Below are 20,360 nucleotides of genomic sequence, written 5' to 3' on the forward strand. Positions count from 1 at the left end.
CACTCTAGCAAGCCGGCCGCGTACGTCGATTAGACTATTGTTCTATATAATGTTCATTGAGCGCAATGGTCATCTAGTCTAGATTGCTTTCATACACGCGGCGCACAAAGCTAATTGCCGATTGCGGCTCAGTTGGAAGGCCAGCTCACGATTACGCCGCAGATGGATGATGTGATTTGGATACGGCGCGGCCATCCATCGCTTCTTACGGCCTGTGTGTTACCAAGATCTCCCCATGGCCTTGCTGCCGGAGGCGCTGAAGGAGAGCAATCCCCTGAAGGTAATCCGCTTGGTGGATGGGCAGCGTGAACATGCCCATATTTGAGCCGCCGTTCACAGTTTTGCTAGGCGTTTTTTGTAAAGGCCTTGGCAGCTGCAAAATACATTACTAGACTGTTATCACGCAGTCATACTGTATGACACCTTGAGTGAAGAGATTGCTGGGTTCACGAGCAAAACAATAATGAGAAATGACAATGCCCCACATAATCAATTATTTAACAAAAATTCAGTTCGGTGAAAGCGCTATTGCTGAATTAGCCAATGAGCTGCAATTGCTGAAGATAAAACGACCGTTGTTTGTGACTGATAAGGGGCTCAGTGCTACCCCTCTTATCACACACGTTATTGAGTCTGCTCAGCTTGATGATGGCGCATGTGTTTTCGATGATACGCCGTCCAACCCTACGGAAGTAGCGGTAGAGCAAGCGCTTACTTACCTGCGTGAAAGCAAATGTGACGGCATTATTGCCGTTGGCGGTGGTTCCAGCATTGATTTAGCTAAAGCGGTCGCCTTACTTTTTAATCATCCTGGGCCGTTACGCCAATACGCTGCGATTGAAGGCGGCGTAACAAAAATTAAAGCCGATGTGCTGCCATTAATAGCAATACCGACAACGGCAGGAACCGGTAGTGAGGTGGGAAGAGCCTCATTGATTACCATGAAAGACAACCGCAAACTTGGCTTTCTCTCTCCTTACCTGATTCCTTCGGTCGCTATTTGTGACCCTCGTTTGACGCTAGGTCTACCACCTTTTTTGACCGCCGCCACGGGTATGGATGCGATTGCTCACTGCGTTGAAACCTTTTTAAGCCCCAAAGTGAATCCTCCGGCTGAAGCGATTGCTTTAGATGGGCTGACGCGCGCTAGCAAATATCTAGTAGAGGCAGTTGAAAACGGCGAAAACTTAACGGCTAGAAATGAAATGATGATGGCGGCCCTTGAAGGCGCCATGGCTTTTCAGAAGGGGCTGGGAGCGGTGCACTCCTTATCCCATGCATTAGGCGGCCTGCACGAGTTAAAACTTCATCACGGTACGCTCAATGCTGTGTTGATGCCGACTGTGCTTAGATTTAACCAGCCCGGCTGTGAGGAAAAATATGCTTGCCTCAAAGACGCGATGGGTCTCAATCCTAACGACGATTTAGCTGAAGCATTTGAAAAGCTCAATGTGAAATTGGGGATGCCTGCTAGCTTGAGCGAAATGGGCGTCATGGAAGAGCACTTGGATCAACTGGCTCAGTGGGCATTGGAAGATCATTCCACGGCGACCAATCCGCGCGCGCCCTCTAAGGCAGACTTTTATGACATGCTCAAAGAAGCTTTCTGATAAATAGAGTTCTGTCCACTTAATAGTCCGTAAAGGAGGTCTTTGACAAGAAAAACGTAAAGTAATAAAGCATGCAGTTCCAAAAATGATAATTAATTGTAAGCAATACATTACTAAAGGAAAATGAATATGATAATTACAAACCATTCCCTTAAAACTATTTTTGCTTCAAGTATAGCCGCAGCTGTTATGACAGCGTCTGGCTCTGCCCTTGCGGATTACCCCGAACGCCCCCTTACGTTGATTGTGCCTTGGGCTGCTGGTGGTGGCACTGATGCGACGGCGCGAACTATCGCCCGTGCTCTGGAAGAAGAGCTGGGGCAGAACGTCAATGTTGTCAACCGAACAGGGGGCAGTGGCGTTGTTGGTCATACCGCCATGATTAATGCTGAGCCGGATGGTTATACGATTGGCTTGGCTACTGGCGAAGTTAACATGATGCATTGGTTGGGTTTAACTAACCTTACGTATGAAGATTTTACGCCTATTGCTCAAATCAACTACGACTTTCCAGGCATACAGGTAGCAGCCGACTCTCCTTATGAAACCCTTGAAGAGCTCCTTGAAGCGATACGCTCTGAACCTAAAGGCACGTTTACCGCTTCGGGTACTGGCCAAGGCGGTGTGTGGCATCTAGCCTTTGCTGGCTTTTTGATGGATCAAGGTATTCCCGCCGACCAAGTGATTTGGATTCCTAGTGAAGGAGCTGCACCAGCGATGACTGAGCTGGTGTCTGGGGGGATTGATATCGTACCAAGCTCGGTGCCTGAAGCCCGCTCAATGATCGAGGCCGGCCGCGTTAAGAGCTTTGCGGTAATGTCTCCAGAGCGTATACCCAGCTTCCCTGATGTTCCCACCACTAATGAATTAATCGGTAGTAGCTATCAAGTGGGCGAGTGGCGTGGAATTGCAGGGCCTAAAGGCATGGATCCAGAGGTAGTAGCAACACTTGAATCAGCACTAGAGGCTGCTTACAACAGCGATACCTATCAAGGGTTTATGAGTCAGCAAGGGTTTGGTACCGAGTGGCGTAACGCGGAAGAGTTCGGCCAACTCATGGAAGATATGGATAGCGTATTCGGTGAAATTGTTGAACAAGTTGGCTTAGCTAACTGAGGAATGACAATGCGGGATTTTTTCGCCGGAATAGCGTTCGTTATTGCTGGGATTGTTACGATCATTACTGCCCAGCAGTTTCCTACTCTACCAAGCCTGCAGTATGGACCTTCGCTTTTCCCCTCCCTCATAGGGGGGGGATTTTGCCTCGGTGGGGCTGTACTTGCCTTAAATGCATTATGGCTTAGAAAAAAAGCTGTCGCGCAAGAAGCACACGGTAATCCATCCCTAGCTGGCTCACTGCCTGAGAAAAAGAATTGGGCAATGTTGTTGCCACCAATATCTATTGTCTTTTATATCCTGGCAAGCGACTACCTTGGTGCAATGTTGACGATAATGATCATTATGTTTTTGCTGATGTTATTAAGAAAAACATCACCCTACATAGCATTGGCAACGTCTCTGGCAGTGTCGTCGGCTATTTATTTTATCTTCTCGCGCTACTTGCTCGTTCCATTGCCGCAAGGTCTTCTATTAGGGGGTAGCCTGCCATGGATATCTTAATGAATGGGGTTGGGCTGGTTTTAAATTTTGAAACCTTGCTGGTTATTTTAGCGGCGTCACTGTTTGGTATATTTGTAGGTGCAGTCCCCGGTCTTACTGCGACAATGGCAGTAGCACTATTAGTACCTTTGACTTTCTACATGGATACCATCCCGGCTATTGCTGCCATTGTAACGACATCGGCGATGGCGATCTTTGCGGGTGATATCCCGGGCACCTATCTAAATATACCGGGCACGCCTGCATCGGCTGCTTATGTAGGGGAGTCCTACGCATTAGCGAAAAAAGGCAGGGCAAGAGAGGCCTTAGGTATTAATTTAGTCTGTTCCGTTTTTGGCGGTATTTTTGGCACCATCGTTTTAATTGTTGTGGCTCAATCCCTTGCTGAGGTAGCGCTGCAGTTCAGTGCATTTGAGTACTTTTGGCTTGCGGTGCTTGGGTTAAGCTGTTCAATTTTTATTTCAGTTGGTTCTAGAACAAAAGCATTCCTCTCACTTCTTTTTGGCATTCTGCTTTCAACCGTCGGGCTTGATATGATGAGTGGTGCTCCACGTTTTACATTTGGAGTGCCCGACCTTATGGCCGGTATTAACTTTATACCCGTTATGATCGGTATGTTTGCTCTAAATGAACTGATGAGCTACTACGCTTCAAAATCTGAGAAGAAAACAATCAGTATCGTCGATAACGATAGTGTCTTCCACAATGTAACTGGGCATATTAAACGTTACTGGCGTAACATGATCCGTGGTAGCTCAATCGGCACGTTGATTGGTGCACTGCCGGGCGCGGGTGCAGATATTGCGGCCTGGATCTCGTATGGTGTGGGAAAGGGTAGGTCAAAAGAGAGTGCCAAATATGGCACCGGTAATATAGAAGGCATCATGGATGCAAGCTCCGCTAATAATTCCGGCATCAGTGGTGCGTGGGTGCCCGCTTTAGTCTTTGGGATTCCTGGTGACTCTATTACGGCCATCGTCATTGGCGTTTTATACATGAAAGGGATGAATCCTGGGCCCACTATTTTTATGGATGGGAGTGGGTTGATCTATGCGCTGTTTATGGTGTTTATTTTAGCTAACTTGATGATGCTACCTATTGGCTATATGGCTATCCGACTTTCAAAGTTTTTCATCCTAACACCCAGCCGGGTACTGATGCCCATAATATTATGCTTTTGCATTGTAGGGGCTTTCGCTATCAATAATAGCGTTGTGGATATTTGGTTAATGCTTATTGTAGGGCTAGTGGCTTATGTATTGGCTGTGAATGACTTTCCAATGGCACCAGCCATTCTTGGGTTAGTGTTGGGTTCCGTTGTTGAAAATAATTTCATGAGCGCAATGTTGCGTACCGGTGGTGACTTAACGAGCTTCTTTGCAAGACCAATCAGTGCGGGGCTTGGCATTGCGGTGATTCTACTATGGTGCTCGCCGCTTTTGATTAAAGCTTATCGCTATCAGCAGCATAAATTAGGATAGCCTGTCAGTTACTATGAAATAAGCGCAGCGAGGCAAATATGGCCTCGCTGCGCTAGATCGTAAGTCTGTTTTAGAAGACTATCGTGAAGCCATCGCTGGCTTTATTACGTTATTCACGCTTGCCATCGACCAGGCGCGATACTCCTGCAGGATTGCCATCACGAATAGCGTCGGGCAGTAGCCCTTCCGGCAGCGCCTGATAGCACACTGGGCGCAGGAAGCGGAAAATCGCAGCGCTACCTACTGAGGTCGTGCGTGAATCCGAGGTGGCAGGATAAGGGCCGCCATGAACCATGGCGTGGCACACTTCTACACCCGTTGGCCAGCCGTTGGCCAGGATACGTCCAGCCTTGCGCTCCAGCGTCGGCAGCAGTTGCTTGGCAGTCGCCAAGTCACCGTCATCCATCTGCAGCGTAATGGTGAGCTGGCCTTCCAACTGAGCCGCAACGCGGGCCACTTCCTGGGTGTCAGCACAGGCGATCACCAATGAAGTCGAACCGAACACCTCTTCCTGTAACGCGGGGTCACTCAGAAATGCCTCGGCTTGGGTAACGAACAGCCCGGCCTGGCAGGGGTGAGCTGTCTCACCTGCCTGGCCGCGTGCCACCTCGGTCACCTTGGCGTGGCTGGCGAGTCGGCCTACGCCCTGTTGGTAGGCATCATGGATACCCGGCGTCAGCATGGTCTGGGCAGCACTGCCCTTAACTGCTTCACCGGCCGCCGCAACAAAGGCGTCCAGTTCAGGGCCCTGAACCGCAATGACTAGCCCCGGGTTGGTGCAGAACTGCCCGGCACCCATGTTGAGTGAACCGACAAATCCCTCCGCAATCGCTTTACCGCGTGCCTTGAGGGCTTCCGGAAGTAGAAACACCGGGTTAATGGAGCTCATCTCGGCGTAAACCGGGATCGGCTGCGGCCGCGCCTGGGCGGTAGCCATGAGCGCCGTGCCGCCGTTACGTGAACCGGTAAAGCCTACTGCCTGGATGCGAGGGTCGGCAACCAGCGCCTGACCGATTTCGCGGCCCGAGCCAAACAGCAGCGAGAAAACGCCCTCAGGGAGTTCGCACTTGGCAACCGCGCGTTGAATGGCGCGCCCCACCAGCTCAGAAGTGCCGGGGTGGGCAGAGTGGCCCTTGACCACTACCGGGCAGCCGGCGGCCAGTGCGGAGGCGGTATCGCCACCGGCAACGCTAAAGGCGAGCGGGAAGTTGCTGGCACCAAACACCGCCACCGGGCCCAGGCCGATATGGCGCTGACGCAGGTCGGCGCGGGGCAGCGGCTGACGATCGGGCATGGCCGGATCGATACGTACATCCAGCCATTCACCTGCGCGCACTACCGAGGCGAACAGCCGCAACTGGCCGCAGGTACGTCCACGTTCGCCCTCTAAACGCGGGCGGGGCAGGCCGGTTTCGGCCATGGCACGCTCGATCAGCTCATCGCCGATCCCTTCGATCTCGGCGGCAATGGCTTCAAGAAAGCTGGCCCGCGCCTCTAAGGAGGTCTCGCGATAGCTATCAAAAGCCGCCTCGGCTAATGCACAGGCCTGTTCGACCTCAGTCTTGCTGCCGCCGGGGTAGGCGGGCGCCAGCGTTTCGCCGGTGGCGGGATTTACCGCATGAATGTCAGCCTGTTGGCCGCTAATGGCCTGCTGACCGATCAGTAGTTTACCTTCCAGAGTCATACTTCCTCCTGCTGGGGTGGTTAGAGTACGTTAAAGCGACTTTACGCTGATGGGCGGTGCGTCTGCTTCCACCCGTAGAGGGTTGCGCAGGGCGCGACCAAACTCATTGATTTTGATTTCAAAGCGATCACCCTCGCGCACCTTGATGCCGTCGGCGAAGCTCAGTGTCGCGGTACCGAAAAAGTGCACATGCACATCGCCGGGGCGGCGGAAGCCCGGGTATTTAAAGTGGTGATACTCCAGGTTGGCCAGGCTATGGGCCATGTTGGCCTCGCCGGTGAGAAAGGGCTTCTCCCACACTGTTTCACCACTGCGATGAATAGCGCTGGTGCCTTCCAGATGAGCAGGCAGTTCGCCGATCAACAGTTCGGGACCAAAGCTGCAGGCGCGTAGCTTGGAGTGAGCTAACCACAAGTAGTTGAAGCGCTCGGTCACGTGATCAGAAAATTCGTTGCCGAGAGCGTAGCCGACCCGCCAGGGCTGGCCGTCATCACCAATCACATAGAGGCCCGCCAACTCAGGCTCCTCGCCCGCATCTTCGGCGAAGGCGGGGGATGGAATCTCTGCTTCTGGCGCCACCACACACTGGCCATCGCCTTTGTAGAACCACTCCGGCTGTGCACCTACCTGGCCTGCATCGGGTTTGCCGCCCTCCACACCCAGCTTGAACATGCGCATGGAGTCGGTCATATCTTCTTCAGCAGCTTGGGCTTTAGCGTGCATCGCCGAGCGGGTGTCGGCACTGCCCAGGTGGGTAAGGCCGGTGCCGGTGACCAGGCAGTGGGCCGGGTCGGTATGGGTCAGCGGGGGTAGCAACTGTTTAGTGTCGACCAGCGCTTGATAATCCAGGCGTGTGTCGGTCAATGCTTCCGTCAGCATGTCGCTAAGTGGCTTGCCGGCGGCAATGGCCCGATTGGCCAGGGTGTAGGTGTCGCAGTCGAGCAGTCTGACCTGCTCTTCGCTTTCGACCAGGGCGGCGCGAACCTGGCCCTGGTGGTCACACTGAATCAGTCGCATGGCGGTCTCCTTATGCAGAGTCAGTCAATAGTGTAGCGGTCATCATAGTGGCCAAATGGCCAGTTGCGGCCACATCAATAGCGCCGCGAGTACGCACAGCTGAATGGCCATAAAGGGTAGTACGGACAGGTAAATATCCTTGAGGCTGATATCCGGCGGTGCCACGCTTTTAAGGTAGAAGGCGGCGGGCCCAAAGGGTGGCGACAGGAACGATACCTGCATATTCACGGCGAATAGAATGCCGAACCAGATCGGATCGAAACCGAGCTGAATAACGATGGGTAGAAAGATCGGCAGAGCCAGCATGGCGATCCCGATCCAGTCTAGGAATAGCCCCAGCACGAGCATAATCGCCATCATCACCAGAATGATCACAATGGGCGCTACATCGAGTCCCAGGATCAAGCTCGAAACAAAGCGGTTGCCGCCCATTAAATTATAGACGCCCACCAGGGCGGCGGCGCCGATGCCGATCCAGATGATCATGCCGCAGGTATTCATGGTCTGCCCAAGGCTATGGTGCAACATGCCCGGGGTGAATTCGCCGCGAACAATAGTGGCGAGGAGTACACCGAAAACACCCATGGCCGCGGCTTCGGTGACCGAGGCGATACCACCGTAGATAGTGCCCAGCACTAAAAAAGCGATCAGCCCTGGCAACAGAATGGCCTTAACCGCGTCCAGCTTAGTGGCGAAAGGGTTATCTTGGGTATCTCTATCTAACGGCGGGCCCAGTGCGGGATTTCTCAGGCAGCGCACCAGCACATAGGCAATGTAGCAACCCATCAAAATCACCGCTGGCGTCACGGCTGCGGCGAACAGGTCGGCAATCGATACGCTGGCGATCAGACCGTAGATAATCAGCACGATTGAGGGCGGCATCATGGTGCCCAGGGCGCCCCCGGCACACACCACCCCAATAGAGAGGTGTTTGTCGTAGCCCAGGCGGAGCATTTGGGGCAGCGCCAGAATCCCCAGCAGCACGATCTCACCACCGATAATGCCCGAAAGAGCGGCCAGGAAGAACGCTACCACGATGGTCTGCACCGCCACGCCACCCGGCAGGCGGCCGGCGAAGACGCGCATGGCGTTGAACAGGTCTTTGGCGATTCCGGAGCGATCCAGCAGTGATGCCATCAACACGAACATGGGCACCGCCACCAGCGAATACTCGGTGATAAACCCATAAACGCGGCTGGTGACCAGGGGTAGCGCCGCCTCACCGAACCAGCCGAAGGTGAACGCCATCGCTACCAGGCCGGTGATAAACGCCAGCGGCAGACCGGTGACCAGTAGCGCGAAAATGGCCCCGACCATGAGGATCGTTGCGGTTGAAATATCCATCAGCGCGCCTCCTCGATGTTGGCAGCGGGTTTCGCTTTAATCGATTCCCACAGATGCAGGCAGGCCTGTAGCGTCATCAACACCAGGGCAAACAGAATCATGCCCTTGACCATGGCGGGAAAGGGCGGATTCCAAGAGGTGCCGGAGCGCTCCAGCGACCACTCACCGAGCGGGTTATGCGAAGCTCCCCAGAACATATGAAAGGCGGCATAGCTCATTGTCAGGCAGAAAATCAGGGTGAGCAGGTCGTTGAAACGGTCCATCCAGCATTTCAACCTGGGCCCGGCGCTGTCGTAAAGCACCTTGACGCGGATATGGCTATTGCGCGCCATGGCCGCTGGACCGCCCAATACAAAGATAACGGCGATCAGAAACACGACGGTTTCGTGTACCCAGGAGGTGGGGTTGTTGAAACCGTAGCGCATAAAGACTTCGACGACGCTGATGCCCATCGCGACCAGCACGAGCCAGGAAACGGCACGGCCGCCCCGTGCAATTAAGCGGTCTAAAGCATTACGTTCGGGAGACACCTCCTCCACCGTTTCGAGGATCTCGGGGAGATCCTGGGTATTCGGCGCAGGGGTTTGATTGTCAGGCGTTTTTTGGGACATGGCGCGACTCTACGCGCAACGCTCGGGGTGTTTGCCCGAGCGCTGCGTTGGTTAGATTAATGAGGCCGGTTGTGAGCAGAGAGTTGAGAGCACAGAGTTAGAGCAGATTGCGCGAGCGCAAAAAGGCGGTCGCCGAGTCATAAATCTTCTGAGTCATCTCATTTTCACCCGCCCACTCTTGCCACTCCTGCTCAGCCGCGGTGCGGAATTTCTGACGCTCTTCTTCGGGCAAGTTGAAGGGGTGAACGTCTGGGTCATCCTGAAGCCGCTGCAGGGTCTCAATATCCTGCTCCTTGAGGCGGGCAATCAGGTCGTAGGCCATGCCATCAAAGGCGGTATTGAGGGTCGTCTGTAGCTCCTCGGGCAAGCCATCCCAGATGTCTTTATTGATCGACACAGCGATCATGGGCATGGAGTGAAAGCCAGGGTAGAGCGGGTAGGGGGCGAAAGCGTGCAGACCCATGGCGTCGTTATTCGAGAGCACCGTGGAGTCCGCGGCGTCGATCACGCCTTTTTCCAGACCGGTATACACCTCAGAGCCCGGCAGGTTGACGGGCGTGGCGCCAATGCGCTCGAAGATGTTGTACACCATGCCTTGAGGGGCACGGATTTTTAACCCTTCAAAGTCGGCGATGGATTCGATGGGCACCGTGGAGGGTACCGACTCCAGCGGAAAGGTCGCTGCGCTGATCAAATGGGCGCCATAGGGTTCGACCAGTTCGTTGTAAAGCTCTTCACCGCCGCCGTATTTCATGTACTCCAGGAAATCGTAGGGGTTCTGCCAGGCACCGACAAGGTTGCCGAGCATACCAAAAGCCGGATCCTGGCCAGAGAAGTAGCTTGGGTCGGTCATATGACCCTGCAGAATCCCTGAGCTAACGGCGGTCAATGTCTCAGTAGGGCCAACCACGGAATTAATCGGCATTACCTCGATTTCAACACGGCCATCAGTCATTGCCGTAATGCGCTCGGCCCACTCTTGTTTGATCTTAAAGCTGGGTTCGCCCGAGGTTTCTGACGCCTGAAATTTCCATTCGTACTCGGCTGCCTGGGCCGCAGAGAGGCCCAGCAGTAGCACGGAACCAGTGAGTAGCGAGCTGTATTTCGATTTGAGCATAGCACTATTCCTCAAGTTTTTTGTTGTGGAGAGCGTGGTGGTTAACGCTGTAATGCAACGGGCCAATGACCCACGTGGGAGGGTAATGTTGAACATTAAGAGCAATTGTTCAACATATACTTTTGTATGGTCGACTAGATTGACGGGGTAGTTTAGTGTCTTGCGCATTCGGCACCCACTCTCGACGCCAACTCTCAGGTCGTCAGCCGTCACCGAACTAAAACAAGGAGTTAACCTCATGGGCCAACGTCAACGTCCGCTGCGCAGTGCTGAATGGTTTGGCACGGCTGATAAGAACGGTTTTATGTACCGCAGTTGGATGAAAAACCAGGGCATTCCCGACCATGAGTTTCAGGGCAAACCGATCATCGGTATCTGCAACACCTGGTCGGAGCTCACACCTTGCAATGCGCACTTTCGTAAGTTGGCGGAGCACGTGAAGCAGGGCGTGCTGGAAGCGGGGGGCTACCCGGTGGAGTTCCCGGTGTTCTCCAACGGCGAATCCAACCTGCGCCCCACCGCGATGTTTACCCGCAACCTGGCCAGCATGGACGTGGAGGAAGCGATTCGCGGCAACCCCATCGATGCGGTGGTGCTGCTGGTGGGCTGCGACAAAACTACCCCGGCGCTACTGATGGGTGCGGCGAGCTGCGATATTCCCACCATCGTGGTCACCGGCGGACCAATGCTCAACGGCAAGCACAAGGGCAAGGACATTGGTTCCGGCACCGTGGTCTGGAAGCTCTCCGAGCAGGTCAAGGCGGGTGAGATTTCGCTGCACGACTTTATGGCCGCGGAAGCCGGCATGTCCCGCTCCGCCGGTACCTGCAACACCATGGGCACCGCCTCCACCATGGCCTGCATGGCCGAGTCGCTGGGCACCTCGCTGCCGCACAATGCAGCGATTCCGGCGGTGGACTCCCGCCGCTACGTGCTGGCGCACCTTTCGGGTAACCGGATTGTCGAGATGGTCAACGAAGACCTGCGGCTCTCCAAGATCCTTACCAAGGAAGCTTTCGACAACGCCATCCGTACCAACGCCGCCATTGGCGGCTCCACCAATGCGGTGATTCACCTCAAGGCGATTGCCGGACGGATTGGTGTGGATCTGACCCTGGACGACTGGAGCCGAGTGGGGCGCGGCACGCCCACGGTGGTCGATCTACAGCCCTCGGGGCGGTTCTTGATGGAGGAGTTCTACTACGCCGGTGGCCTGCCCGCGGTGCTTAGACGCCTGGGTGAGGCCGACCGGCTGCCCTTCAAAGACGCCTTGACCGTCAACGGCAAAACCCTGTGGGAAAACGTCCAAGACGCGCCACTGTATAACGACGAAGTGATTCGCCCGCTGGATAATCCGCTCACCGCGGACGGCGGCATCTGCGTGGTGCGCGGCAACCTCGCCCCTAATGGCGCGGTGTTAAAGCCCTCGGCAGCCACGGCCGAACTCATGCAGCACCGAGGTCGTGCGGTGGTGTTCGAGGACTTCGACGACTACAAGGCGCGCATCAACGACCCGGACTTGGACGTGGAAGCCAACGACATACTGGTCATGAAGCACTGCGGCCCACGTGGTTATCACGGCATGGCCGAGGTGGGCAATATGGGCCTGCCGCCCAAGATCCTCGCCCAGGGCATTACCGACATGGTGCGCATCTCCGACGCCCGCATGAGCGGTACCGCCTACGGCACTGTGGTACTACACGTCGCCCCCGAAGCCGCTGCCGGTGGCCCGCTAGCCGCCGTGCGTAACGGTGACTGGATCGAGCTCGACTGCGAAAGTGGCCGGCTGCATCTGGAACTCAGCGACGAAGAACTGGCCTCGCGCCTGGCCGAAAGTGACCCCACTGCCGCCTCAACGCTGATTGCCAGCCAGGGCGGCTACCGCCAGCTGTATATCGAGCGGGTGCTTCAAGCCGACGAAGGCTGCGACTTCGACTTCCTGGTCGGCTGTCGGGGGGCTGATGTGCCGCGGCACTCGCATTAACTGGACTGAGCAATCACTTCCCGCAGAGTGCTCATTAATGCGGCGGCACCGGGGGAGAGTCGCTGGTGGCGTAAGCTCACCAGCCCATAGGGCTGAACGCTTAGCGCCTCGCTAAATGGCAGTAGATGAAAACGCTGCGGTGGGCAGAGCAGGTCAGCGGCTTCCCGTGTAGTCACCGTGATGGTATCGGATTTGTCGACGAGGGCCAGCGACAGCAGCAGGTCAGCGGTATCGACGATCTGGCGGGGCGGCGCGACCTGATGGTGCAGAAATAGGCTATCCACCCGCTGGCGCATCAACGCGCCAGCGGGCTGCAGCGACCAAGGGAAGCACGCCATATCAGCAAGGCTCAGCGTTTGTTTATCGGCTAATGGATGCCCTTGGCGGCACACAAAGCAGAGTTCCTCCTCGCCAATCTCCTCGAAGACAAAGCGCTCGGCATCGACGCCTGCGGGTATGCGAGTAATCGCGAAATCCAGTTCGCCTTCCAGTAGGCGTGGTACCAGCACTTTGCTGACATCCACATCTACGCTGATTTTTAGCCCTGGCCGGTCGCGGTGCACCCGTTCGATGGCGCTGGTGAGCAGCGTAACCGCTGGCGCCATTACCGTGCCGACGGCTACCGTGCCGGCACTGCCCTCGCCGAGAGCGTTTAGCTCCTCACCGGTGTGGCGTAGCGCTGAGAGCATGCTGTGGGCGTGGCGAATCATAATTTCGCCATACCAGTTAGGCGTTAGCCCACGGGGGTGGCGATCGAACAGCCGAATACCCAGGTTGGCTTCCAGGTCGCTGAGCAGTTTTGAGGCGGCGGGTTGGCTCATATTGAGCTGAGCCGCCGCGCGGTGCAGGTTGCGCTGCTCGTCCAGGGCTAAAAATAGCTGAAAATGACGCAACTTTAGTCGCACGTCTAAAAACCAGTTTTCGCCGAGAATGCCCATGGCATAAGCCTCGTGTTGTTATTGATACTTAGAAGTATATCGATAGTGAGGCATTTGTATATTGGTTGGTTATGCCAGACATGGCTACTGTAGTGTCTGTATCGGTCATGATGAACTGTGGTAACTCACTGAGTTTTCTGACCAAGCCTAACAACAATAATTTAGCAACAAAGTATGCCTCCAGGAGGAAGCTCATGCCTCTCATGTACAGCCAACGATTAAGAAATGGTTCACCTTTTCTGCTCGGTGCAATTGCCGCGGTACTGTTGGCAAACACTGCACAAGCCCAGAGCAGTTCTGAAGCCAGCGCGAGCAGCAGCGTCAGCAGTGGTATCCAAACGTCGGTGTTTGGTCATCTACCCGATGGTCGCCAGGTGGATGTCTATCAACTTACCAACGCCAATGGTATCGAGCTGCGGGTGACCAATTACGGTGGCATCATTCTGTCGCTGAAAACCCCTGATATGGACGGTAAGTTTGACGATATAGCGCTGGGCTTTGACTCTTTGGAAGCCTACCTCTCCGATGAGTACCGTCAGGCCAATCCTTACTTCGGTGCCATTATTGGTCGTTACGGCAACCGTATTGCGGGTGGGCAATTCTCCCTCGATGGAGAAACCTATTCATTGGCTACCAACGATGGCAGCAACCACCTGCATGGCGGCGACCAGGGATTCGATAAAGTGCTATGGCAGGCCGAACCATTCGAGAGTGACGCAGGCAATGGATTGGTACTGCGCTATACCAGTGAGGATGGCGAAGAGGGCTACCCCGGTAAGTTGGAGAGCGAAGTTACCTATACGCTGACCGATAATGACGAGCTGATGGTGGATTATCGGGCGGTAACCGATAAAGCCACCCCGATTAACCTAACCCAGCACAGCTACTTCAACCTAAAGGGTGAGGGTAGCGACACCATTCTCGATCATCAGCTGATGATCAATGCCCCTGAGTTTACCCCGGTCAATGACACCTTGATTCCAACCGGTGAGATCCGCTCGGTGGAGGGCACGCCGTTTGACTTCACCCAGGCGACGCCCATTGGCGAACGGATCGAGCAGGAGAACGAGCAGCTTGCCTTTGGTGGCGGTTATGACCACAACTTTGTGCTTGCCCGCGATAACGCTGCATCAGATGAGCTGGTCTTGGCTGCCAAAGTATGGGAGCCCCAAAGCGGACGCCTGGTGGAAATCACCACCACCGAACCCGCGATCCAATTCTATTCCGGCAACTTCCTTAACGGCGACCTGACCGGCAAGCAGGGCCAGGCCTACGGGCACCGCTCCGGCTTTGCGCTGGAAACTCAGCACTACCCTGACTCTCCCAATCAAGAGGCGTTTCCCAGCACGATCCTAGAGCCGGGCGAGACTTATCGCTCACGCACGGTCTATCGCTTTTCCGCGCAGCAAGACCTGGGCTCGTAATCTCGATTCATCATTACTATTACCAACCGTCAGTGGTTAGTAATCAAAAATATCAATAAAAACAACTCTCAAAATAGCAGGAGTACAACAATGAAATTGACGACAACATTTACCCGTTTAGCACTTGGTAGCGCGATTATGCTGGCCTCACTAGGGTCAGTACAGGCCCAGGAAGACGAGGTGAAGATTGGCTTTATCGTTAAAAAGCCGGAGCAGGCGTGGTTCATTAACGAACAGGAGGCGGCTACTGAAGTAGGCGAAGAGCTCGGCTTCGAAGTGGTACGCCTTGGCGGCGAAGATGGCCAAGAGGTGCTTAGCGCTATTGATAACCTCTACTCCCAAGGCGCTGAAGGGTTCGTAATCTGCCCGCCAGACGTACGCTTGGGGCCAGCGATTATGAACCGTGCTAACCAGTACGGCATGAAAGTAGTCACTGTGGATGACCAGTTTGTTAACTCAAGCGGTGAGCCCATGGAGGGCGTGCCGCACCTGGGTATGTCGGGCACCAAAATTGGGCGTCAGGTGGGCGAAGCCATTAATGCCGAAATGGAAGCGCGCGGCTGGAACCCCGAAGAGGTAGCCGCGCTGCGGATCACCAACAATGAACTACCGACCGCCGTTGAGCGTACCGACGGCGCCACCGAGGCGCTGATAGCCGCGGGATTCCCAGAAGATAATATTTTCGACGCGCCTCAGCAGAGCACCGACACCAGTGGGGCTTTCTCTGCCGCCTCTCCGGTGCTTTCCCAGCGCGGCGATTATGAGCACTGGGTGATCTATGCCCTTAACGAAGAGAGCGTGCTGGGTGGTGTTAGGGCTACCGAGCAGTATGGCTTAGCGCCTGAAGATGTGATCGGCGTGGGTATCAATGGCTCCGGCGCCGCCTTTGCGGAATTCTCCCGGGATAACCCCACCGGTTTCCACGGTACGGTAGCGGTGAGCTCCACCATGCACGGCCGTCAGACTGCTGAAGATCTCTACCGCTGGATTAGCGAGGATCAAGAACCACCGGCCAATACCGAAACCTCCGGCACGCTAATGACGCGGGAAAACTGGCAGGAAGTGCGCGCCGCGCTTGGTCTGTAACGGTAAGTCTCTGCGGGAGTAATGAAGCATGTCTGATGCTTATCTACGGTTCGACGCGATTAGTGTCGTTTTCCCTGGCGTGCGCGCGCTGGATGGGGTGAGTTTCTCCGCCCACGCCGGTCAAGTGCATGCCTTAATGGGCGAGAACGGCGCGGGTAAATCCACCTTGCTCAAGGTGCTAAGCGGCGTTAACCGGGTGGCCGAAGGGGCACTGTGGATCGATGGCCAGCGCTATGTATTCAACAATGCCCGAGAGGCGCTGCGGGAAGGCATTGCGATTATTTACCAGGAGTTGACGCTCTCACCCAATATGTCGGTGGCCGAAAACCTGCTGCTGGGTCAACTGCCCACGCGGCAGGGGTTTGTTGACCGTCGCCGGTTGAAGGAAAAAGCGTTGGCGATACTGGCTGATCTTGGCGAGGGGGAGATCCACCCCTCGACCAAGGTGCGCGAGCTCTCCATCGGCCAGCAGCAGATGATCGAGATTGGCCGTGCGCTGCTGCGAGACGCCAAGGTTATCGCGTTCGATGAGCCCACCAGTAGTCTCTCTATTCAGGAGATTCGCCAGCTAAAACGTATCGTCCAACGACTGCGTGATGAAGGGCGGGTGGTGCTCTACGTGACGCATCGCATGGAGGAGGTGTTTGAGATGTGCGATGCGGTCACCATCTTCCGCGATGGCCAGCATATACGCACCCATGAGGATATGTCGGCGCTCAATCACGACCTGTTAGTGAGTGAAATGGTGGGCCGGGATATCGACGATGTTTATGGCTATCGACCCCGCGAGCATGGCGATTTGATCCTAAACGTCGAGAACATACAGGGGCGCGGTCTCAATGCGCCGGTGAGCTTTTCCGTCAAGCGCGGTGAAGTGTTCGGGTTGTTCGGCCTGGTGGGCGCCGGGCGTAGTGAACTACTGCGGCTGGTCTGTGGGGTCGAGTCTCCCAAGGCTGGCAGCGTGCAGTTCAACGGCGAATCGCGACGTTTCAAAAGCCCGCAAGATGCCATTCGCGCTGGTATCGCCATGTGCCCGGAGGATCGTAAGTCCCAGGGTATCTTTCCGGTGGCGAGTGTGGCCGACAACCTCAATATCAGCTGTCGGCGCTTTTTCAAACGCTGGGGTATGTTCCGCCACCCCGGTCGTGAACGGCGCAATGCCGAGTCGTATATCCAGCAACTCAGCGTCAAGACACCGGGCCCACGTACGCCGATCGGCAAACTTTCCGGCGGTAACCAGCAGAAGGTGATTCTGGCCCGCTGGCTCGCCGAGGAGATCGATCTATTTGTGATGGACGAGCCAACCCGCGGCATCGACGTCGGCGCGCGGCGGGATATTTACTCGCTGCTCTACGACCTGGCCGAACAGGGCAAAAGCGTGGTGGTGATCTCCAGTGACCTGGCGGAAGTCAGCTCGATTTGCGACCGCATCGCCGTGATGCGCGATGGTGAGCTGGTGGAAGTAGTGCCGCGGGAATCGGCTACGCCGGAACGTCTGTTGGGCTTGGCGCTACCCGCCTAAGTGTCAGCTTTTTTAAGGTTTCCAAGATATTTCGTTCTTAGAGAACAAATTCAGGACAAACATCATGACAACGAACAACGCAACCCAAGGTGAGACGACACCTGCCCGCCCAGCGGGGCGCCAGGGGCTGATCAAACCGCTGCGCACGCTGCTGGATACCTCGGGATTGATCGCGATTTTTCTGCTCCTGTTTATCGCTCTAGCGGTACTCATCCCTGATTTTCTGACCGGCCGCAACATGGTCGGGCTACTGCTTTCGATCACCCTGATCGGCAGTTTGGCCACCACCATGATGCTGGTGCTGGCACTGGGTGAGGTGGATCTCTCCGTGGCCTCTACGGTGGCCTTTGCGGGGGTAGTCGCAGCGGTGGTGACCTCCAGTACCGGTAGCGTGTTTATCGGCGTGATCGGTGGCATTGTCGCTGGGGGCGCGGTGGGCGCTTTTAACGGCCTGGTAATTGCCAAGTTCGGTATTAACTCGCTGATTGCCACCCTGGCAGCAATGGAGTTTGTACGCGGGCTGGCCTATATCACCTCCGGCGGCGACGCGGTAATGATCACCGTGCCGGGTTTCTTTGACCTGGGCAGTGCCTCGTTCCTCGGCCTAACCCTGCCGGTCTGGACCATGCTGGCCTGTTTCGTGATCTTTGGTGTGGTGCTCAACATGACCGCTTTCGGGCGCAATGTGCTGGCCACTGGGGGGAACTCGGAAGCCGCCGCGCTTGCCGGGGTTAATGTTCGCCGCCTCAAGATTATTGTTTTCGGCCTCCAGGGCGTAGTGGCGGGTGTCGTCGGTGTACTGCTAGCTTCACGCATGGGGCTGGGCGACCCCAATACCTCCATGGGCCTGGAACTGGCGGTGATTTCCGCCTGTGTGCTGGGCGGTGTGGCGCTATCCGGTGGCGTTGCCACCATTACCGGTGTGGTGGTCGGTGTGCTGATTATGGGCTGCGTCCAGAACGCCATGGGGCTGCTCAACGTCCCCACCTTTTACCAGTACCTGGTGCGTGGCGCGATTCTGCTGCTGGCGGTGATGTTTGACCGCTGGAAACAGACCCGTCGTCAGCGGGCCTGACGCTTAAGCCGTTACCCCTTTATTAGTTGGTCACTTTCTTTCCGGTTTGTACGGAGGCTTTGTTATGTCTGATCGTCAGCGCCCATTACGCTCTGCCCAGTGGTTCGGCACCGCCGACAAGAACGGCTTTATGTACCGCAGTTGGATGAAAAACCAGGGCATTCCCGACCATGAGTTTCAGGGCAAACCGATCATCGGTATCTGCAACACCTGGTCGGAGCTCACACCTTGCAATGCGCACTTTCGTAAGTTGGCGGAGCACGTGAAGCAGGGCGTGCTGGAGGCGGGGGGCTACCCGGTGGAGTTCCCGGTGTTCTCCAACGGCGAATCCAACCTGCGCCCCACGGCGATGTTTACCCGCAACCTGGCTAGCATGGACGTGGAAGAAGCGATTCGCGGCAACCCCATCGATGCGGTGGTGCTGCTGGTGGGCTGCGACAAAACTACCCCGGCGCTACTGATGGGCGCGGCGAGCTGCGATATTCCCACCATCGTGGTCACTGGCGGGCCGATGCTCAACGGTAAGCACAAAGGTAAGGATATCGGCTCCGGCACCGTGGTCTGGAAGCTCTCCGAGCAGGTCAAGGCGGGTGAGATTTCACTTCACGACTTTATGGCCGCCGAGGCGGGCATGTCCCGTTCTGCAGGCACCTGCAACACCATGGGCACCGCCTCCACCATGGCCTGCATGGCCGAGTCGCTGGGCACCTCGCTACCCCATAATGCCGCCATCCCTGCGGTGGACTCCCGCCGCTACGTGCTGGCGCACCTTTCGGGTAACCGGATTGTCGAGATGGTCAACGAAGACCTGCGGCTCTCCAAAATCCTCACCAAGGAAGCCTTCGATAACGCCATCCGTACCAACGCCGCCATCGGCGGCTCCACCAACGCAGTGATTCATCTCAAGGCCATTGCTGGGCGGATTGGTGTGGATTTGACCCTGGACGACTGGAGCCGAGTGGGGCGCGGCACGCCCACGGTGGTCGACCTGCAGCCCTCGGGGCGTTTTCTGATGGAAGAGTTCTACTACGCCGGTGGCCTGCCCGCGGTGCTCAGGCGTCTGGGTGAGGCCGACCGGCTGCCCTTCAAAGACGCCTTGACCGTCAACGGCAAAACCCTGTGGGAAAACGTCCAGGACGCCCCGCTGTACAACGACGAAGTGATTCGCCCGCTGGATAATCCGCTCACCGCGGACGGCGGCATCTGCGTGGTGCGCGGCAACCTCGCCCCTAATGGCGCGGTGTTAAAGCCCTCGGCAGCCACGGCCGAACTCATGCAGCACCGAGGTCGTGCGGTGGTGTTCGAGGACTTCGACGACTACAAGGCGCGCATCAACGACCCGGACTTGGACGTGGAAGCCAACGACATACTGGTCATGAAGCACTGCGGCCCACGTGGTTATCACGGCATGGCGGAGGTGGGCAATATGGGCCTGCCGCCCAAGATCCTCGCCCAGGGCATTACCGACATGGTGCGCATCTCCGACGCCCGCATGAGCGGCACCGCCTACGGCACCGTGGTACTGCACGTAGCGCCCGAAGCCGCTGCCGGTGGCCCGTTGGCCGCGGTACGCAACGGTGACTGGATCGAGCTCGACTGCGAAAGTGGCCGGCTGCATCTGGAACTCAGCGACGAAGAACTGGCCTCGCGCCTGGCCGAAAGTGACCCCACTGCCGCCTCAACGCTGATTGCCAGCCAGGGCGGCTACCGCCAGCTGTATATCGAGCGGGTGCTTCAAGCCGACGAAGGCTGCGACTTCGACTTCCTGGTCGGCTGTCGGGGGGCTGATGTGCCGCGGCACTCGCATTGATGGTCATTCGAAGATCCTGAGGTAGCGCCAAAAGGGT

16 protein-coding genes are annotated in these 20,360 nt (G+C 56.2%); 10 read left to right on the forward strand and 6 right to left on the reverse strand.

Features of this window, described 5'->3' with window-relative positions; translation table 11 throughout:
• Positions 1 to 476: 476 nt before the first annotated feature.
• From HZS52_RS09090 to HZS52_RS09105, 4 genes are all read left to right on the forward strand, one after another.
• Positions 477 to 1,610 (forward strand): iron-containing alcohol dehydrogenase, encoded by a 1,134-nt coding sequence (locus tag HZS52_RS09090; RefSeq protein ID WP_190374608.1) that lies wholly within the window; start codon positions 477 to 479, stop codon positions 1,608 to 1,610.
• Between the two features lie 189 nt (positions 1,611 to 1,799).
• The gene (locus HZS52_RS09095; protein ID WP_223828101.1) at positions 1,800 to 2,726 is read left to right on the forward strand and encodes a tripartite tricarboxylate transporter substrate binding protein; all 927 of its coding nucleotides are present in this window, start codon (positions 1,800 to 1,802) and stop codon (positions 2,724 to 2,726) included.
• Between the two features lie 9 nt (positions 2,727 to 2,735).
• Positions 2,736 to 3,230 carry a tripartite tricarboxylate transporter TctB family protein gene (locus tag HZS52_RS09100; RefSeq protein WP_022521926.1) on the forward strand — a complete coding sequence of 165 codons (495 nt, stop codon included), beginning with the start codon at positions 2,736 to 2,738 and terminating at the stop codon, positions 3,228 to 3,230.
• Positions 3,218 to 4,711, forward strand: coding sequence for a tripartite tricarboxylate transporter permease (locus tag HZS52_RS09105; protein ID WP_190374609.1), 1,494 nt, complete (start codon positions 3,218 to 3,220; stop codon positions 4,709 to 4,711). The genes HZS52_RS09100 and HZS52_RS09105 overlap by 13 nt, the downstream gene beginning before the upstream one ends.
• 109 nt (positions 4,712 to 4,820) lie before the next feature.
• Here the strand turns inward: HZS52_RS09105 and HZS52_RS09110 are convergent, their stop codons facing one another.
• The 5 genes from HZS52_RS09110 to HZS52_RS09130 form a co-directional block, all read right to left on the reverse strand.
• A complete protein-coding gene (locus HZS52_RS09110) occupies positions 4,821 to 6,395 on the reverse strand; it encodes an aldehyde dehydrogenase (NADP(+)) (RefSeq protein WP_022521927.1) in 1,575 nt (524 codons plus the stop codon).
• A gap of 30 nt (positions 6,396 to 6,425) precedes the next feature.
• Positions 6,426 to 7,412 (reverse strand): AraD1 family protein, encoded by a 987-nt coding sequence (araD1, locus tag HZS52_RS09115; RefSeq protein ID WP_138799390.1) that lies wholly within the window; start codon positions 7,410 to 7,412, stop codon positions 6,426 to 6,428.
• A gap of 42 nt (positions 7,413 to 7,454) precedes the next feature.
• Positions 7,455 to 8,756, reverse strand: a complete 1,302-nt coding sequence (locus tag HZS52_RS09120; RefSeq protein ID WP_009287507.1) for a TRAP transporter large permease — start codon at positions 8,754 to 8,756, stop codon at positions 7,455 to 7,457.
• Positions 8,756 to 9,367 carry a TRAP transporter small permease subunit gene (locus HZS52_RS09125; protein WP_159177370.1) on the reverse strand — a complete coding sequence of 204 codons (612 nt, stop codon included), beginning with the start codon at positions 9,365 to 9,367 and terminating at the stop codon, positions 8,756 to 8,758. The genes HZS52_RS09120 and HZS52_RS09125 overlap by 1 nt, the downstream gene beginning before the upstream one ends.
• A gap of 97 nt (positions 9,368 to 9,464) precedes the next feature.
• Positions 9,465 to 10,484 carry a TRAP transporter substrate-binding protein gene (locus HZS52_RS09130; protein WP_022521929.1) on the reverse strand — a complete coding sequence of 340 codons (1,020 nt, stop codon included), beginning with the start codon at positions 10,482 to 10,484 and terminating at the stop codon, positions 9,465 to 9,467.
• Positions 10,485 to 10,722: 238 nt separating this feature from the next.
• Between HZS52_RS09130 and HZS52_RS09135 the strand changes: the two genes are divergently transcribed.
• Positions 10,723 to 12,468, forward strand: coding sequence for an IlvD/Edd family dehydratase (locus tag HZS52_RS09135; RefSeq protein WP_190374610.1), 1,746 nt, complete (start codon positions 10,723 to 10,725; stop codon positions 12,466 to 12,468).
• Here the strand turns inward: HZS52_RS09135 and HZS52_RS09140 are convergent.
• Positions 12,465 to 13,406 (reverse strand): LysR substrate-binding domain-containing protein, encoded by a 942-nt coding sequence (locus HZS52_RS09140; RefSeq protein WP_138799392.1) that lies wholly within the window; start codon positions 13,404 to 13,406, stop codon positions 12,465 to 12,467. The genes HZS52_RS09135 and HZS52_RS09140 overlap by 4 nt on opposite strands.
• 203 nt (positions 13,407 to 13,609) lie before the next feature.
• Between HZS52_RS09140 and HZS52_RS09145 the strand changes: the two genes are divergently transcribed.
• From HZS52_RS09145 to HZS52_RS09165, 5 genes are all read left to right on the forward strand, one after another.
• Positions 13,610 to 14,830 (forward strand): aldose epimerase family protein, encoded by a 1,221-nt coding sequence (locus tag HZS52_RS09145; RefSeq protein ID WP_423250071.1) that lies wholly within the window; start codon positions 13,610 to 13,612, stop codon positions 14,828 to 14,830.
• A gap of 90 nt (positions 14,831 to 14,920) precedes the next feature.
• On the forward strand, positions 14,921 to 15,916 hold the full coding sequence (locus HZS52_RS09150; RefSeq protein WP_022521932.1) for an arabinose ABC transporter substrate-binding protein: 996 nt from the start codon (positions 14,921 to 14,923) through the stop codon (positions 15,914 to 15,916).
• Positions 15,917 to 15,944: 28 nt separating this feature from the next.
• Positions 15,945 to 17,438, forward strand: coding sequence for an L-arabinose ABC transporter ATP-binding protein AraG (araG, locus tag HZS52_RS09155; RefSeq protein WP_190374612.1), 1,494 nt, complete (start codon positions 15,945 to 15,947; stop codon positions 17,436 to 17,438).
• A gap of 64 nt (positions 17,439 to 17,502) precedes the next feature.
• Positions 17,503 to 18,513, forward strand: a complete 1,011-nt coding sequence (araH, locus tag HZS52_RS09160) for an L-arabinose ABC transporter permease AraH (RefSeq protein WP_088701796.1) — start codon at positions 17,503 to 17,505, stop codon at positions 18,511 to 18,513.
• A 64-nt stretch (positions 18,514 to 18,577) separates the two neighbouring features.
• Positions 18,578 to 20,323: an IlvD/Edd family dehydratase gene (locus tag HZS52_RS09165; protein WP_190374613.1), complete on the forward strand. Its 1,746-nt coding sequence runs from the start codon at positions 18,578 to 18,580 to the stop codon at positions 20,321 to 20,323.
• Positions 20,324 to 20,360 lie beyond the last annotated feature (37 nt).

Source organism: Vreelandella titanicae (assembly GCF_014697095.1).
GTDB lineage: Bacteria > Pseudomonadota > Gammaproteobacteria > Pseudomonadales > Halomonadaceae > Vreelandella > Vreelandella titanicae.

Bases quoted from the DNA above. Each gene is read 5' to 3' on its own strand.
- HZS52_RS09165 (WP_190374613.1), top strand. From the start codon at position 18,578: ATGTCTGATCGTCAGCGCCCATTACGCTCTGCCCAGTGGTTCGGCACC.
- HZS52_RS09145 (WP_423250071.1), top strand. From the start codon at position 13,610: ATGTACAGCCAACGATTAAGAAATGGTTCACCTTTTCTGCTCGGTGCA.
- HZS52_RS09135 (WP_190374610.1), top strand. From the start codon at position 10,723: ATGGGCCAACGTCAACGTCCGCTGCGCAGTGCTGAATGGTTTGGCACG.
- HZS52_RS09125 (WP_159177370.1), bottom strand. From the start codon at position 9,367: ATGTCCCAAAAAACGCCTGACAATCAAACCCCTGCGCCGAATACCCAG.
- araG (WP_190374612.1), top strand. From the start codon at position 15,945: ATGTCTGATGCTTATCTACGGTTCGACGCGATTAGTGTCGTTTTCCCT.
- araD1 (WP_138799390.1), bottom strand. From the start codon at position 7,412: ATGCGACTGATTCAGTGTGACCACCAGGGCCAGGTTCGCGCCGCCCTG.
- HZS52_RS09150 (WP_022521932.1), top strand. From the start codon at position 14,921: ATGAAATTGACGACAACATTTACCCGTTTAGCACTTGGTAGCGCGATT.
- HZS52_RS09140 (WP_138799392.1), bottom strand. From the start codon at position 13,406: ATGGGCATTCTCGGCGAAAACTGGTTTTTAGACGTGCGACTAAAGTTG.
- HZS52_RS09120 (WP_009287507.1), bottom strand. From the start codon at position 8,756: ATGGATATTTCAACCGCAACGATCCTCATGGTCGGGGCCATTTTCGCG.
- HZS52_RS09130 (WP_022521929.1), bottom strand. From the start codon at position 10,484: ATGCTCAAATCGAAATACAGCTCGCTACTCACTGGTTCCGTGCTACTG.
- HZS52_RS09110 (WP_022521927.1), bottom strand. From the start codon at position 6,395: ATGACTCTGGAAGGTAAACTACTGATCGGTCAGCAGGCCATTAGCGGC.
- HZS52_RS09090 (WP_190374608.1), top strand. From the start codon at position 477: ATGCCCCACATAATCAATTATTTAACAAAAATTCAGTTCGGTGAAAGC.
- araH (WP_088701796.1), top strand. From the start codon at position 17,503: ATGACAACGAACAACGCAACCCAAGGTGAGACGACACCTGCCCGCCCA.
- HZS52_RS09095 (WP_223828101.1), top strand. From the start codon at position 1,800: ATGACAGCGTCTGGCTCTGCCCTTGCGGATTACCCCGAACGCCCCCTT.
- HZS52_RS09100 (WP_022521926.1), top strand. From the start codon at position 2,736: ATGCGGGATTTTTTCGCCGGAATAGCGTTCGTTATTGCTGGGATTGTT.
- HZS52_RS09105 (WP_190374609.1), top strand. From the start codon at position 3,218: ATGGATATCTTAATGAATGGGGTTGGGCTGGTTTTAAATTTTGAAACC.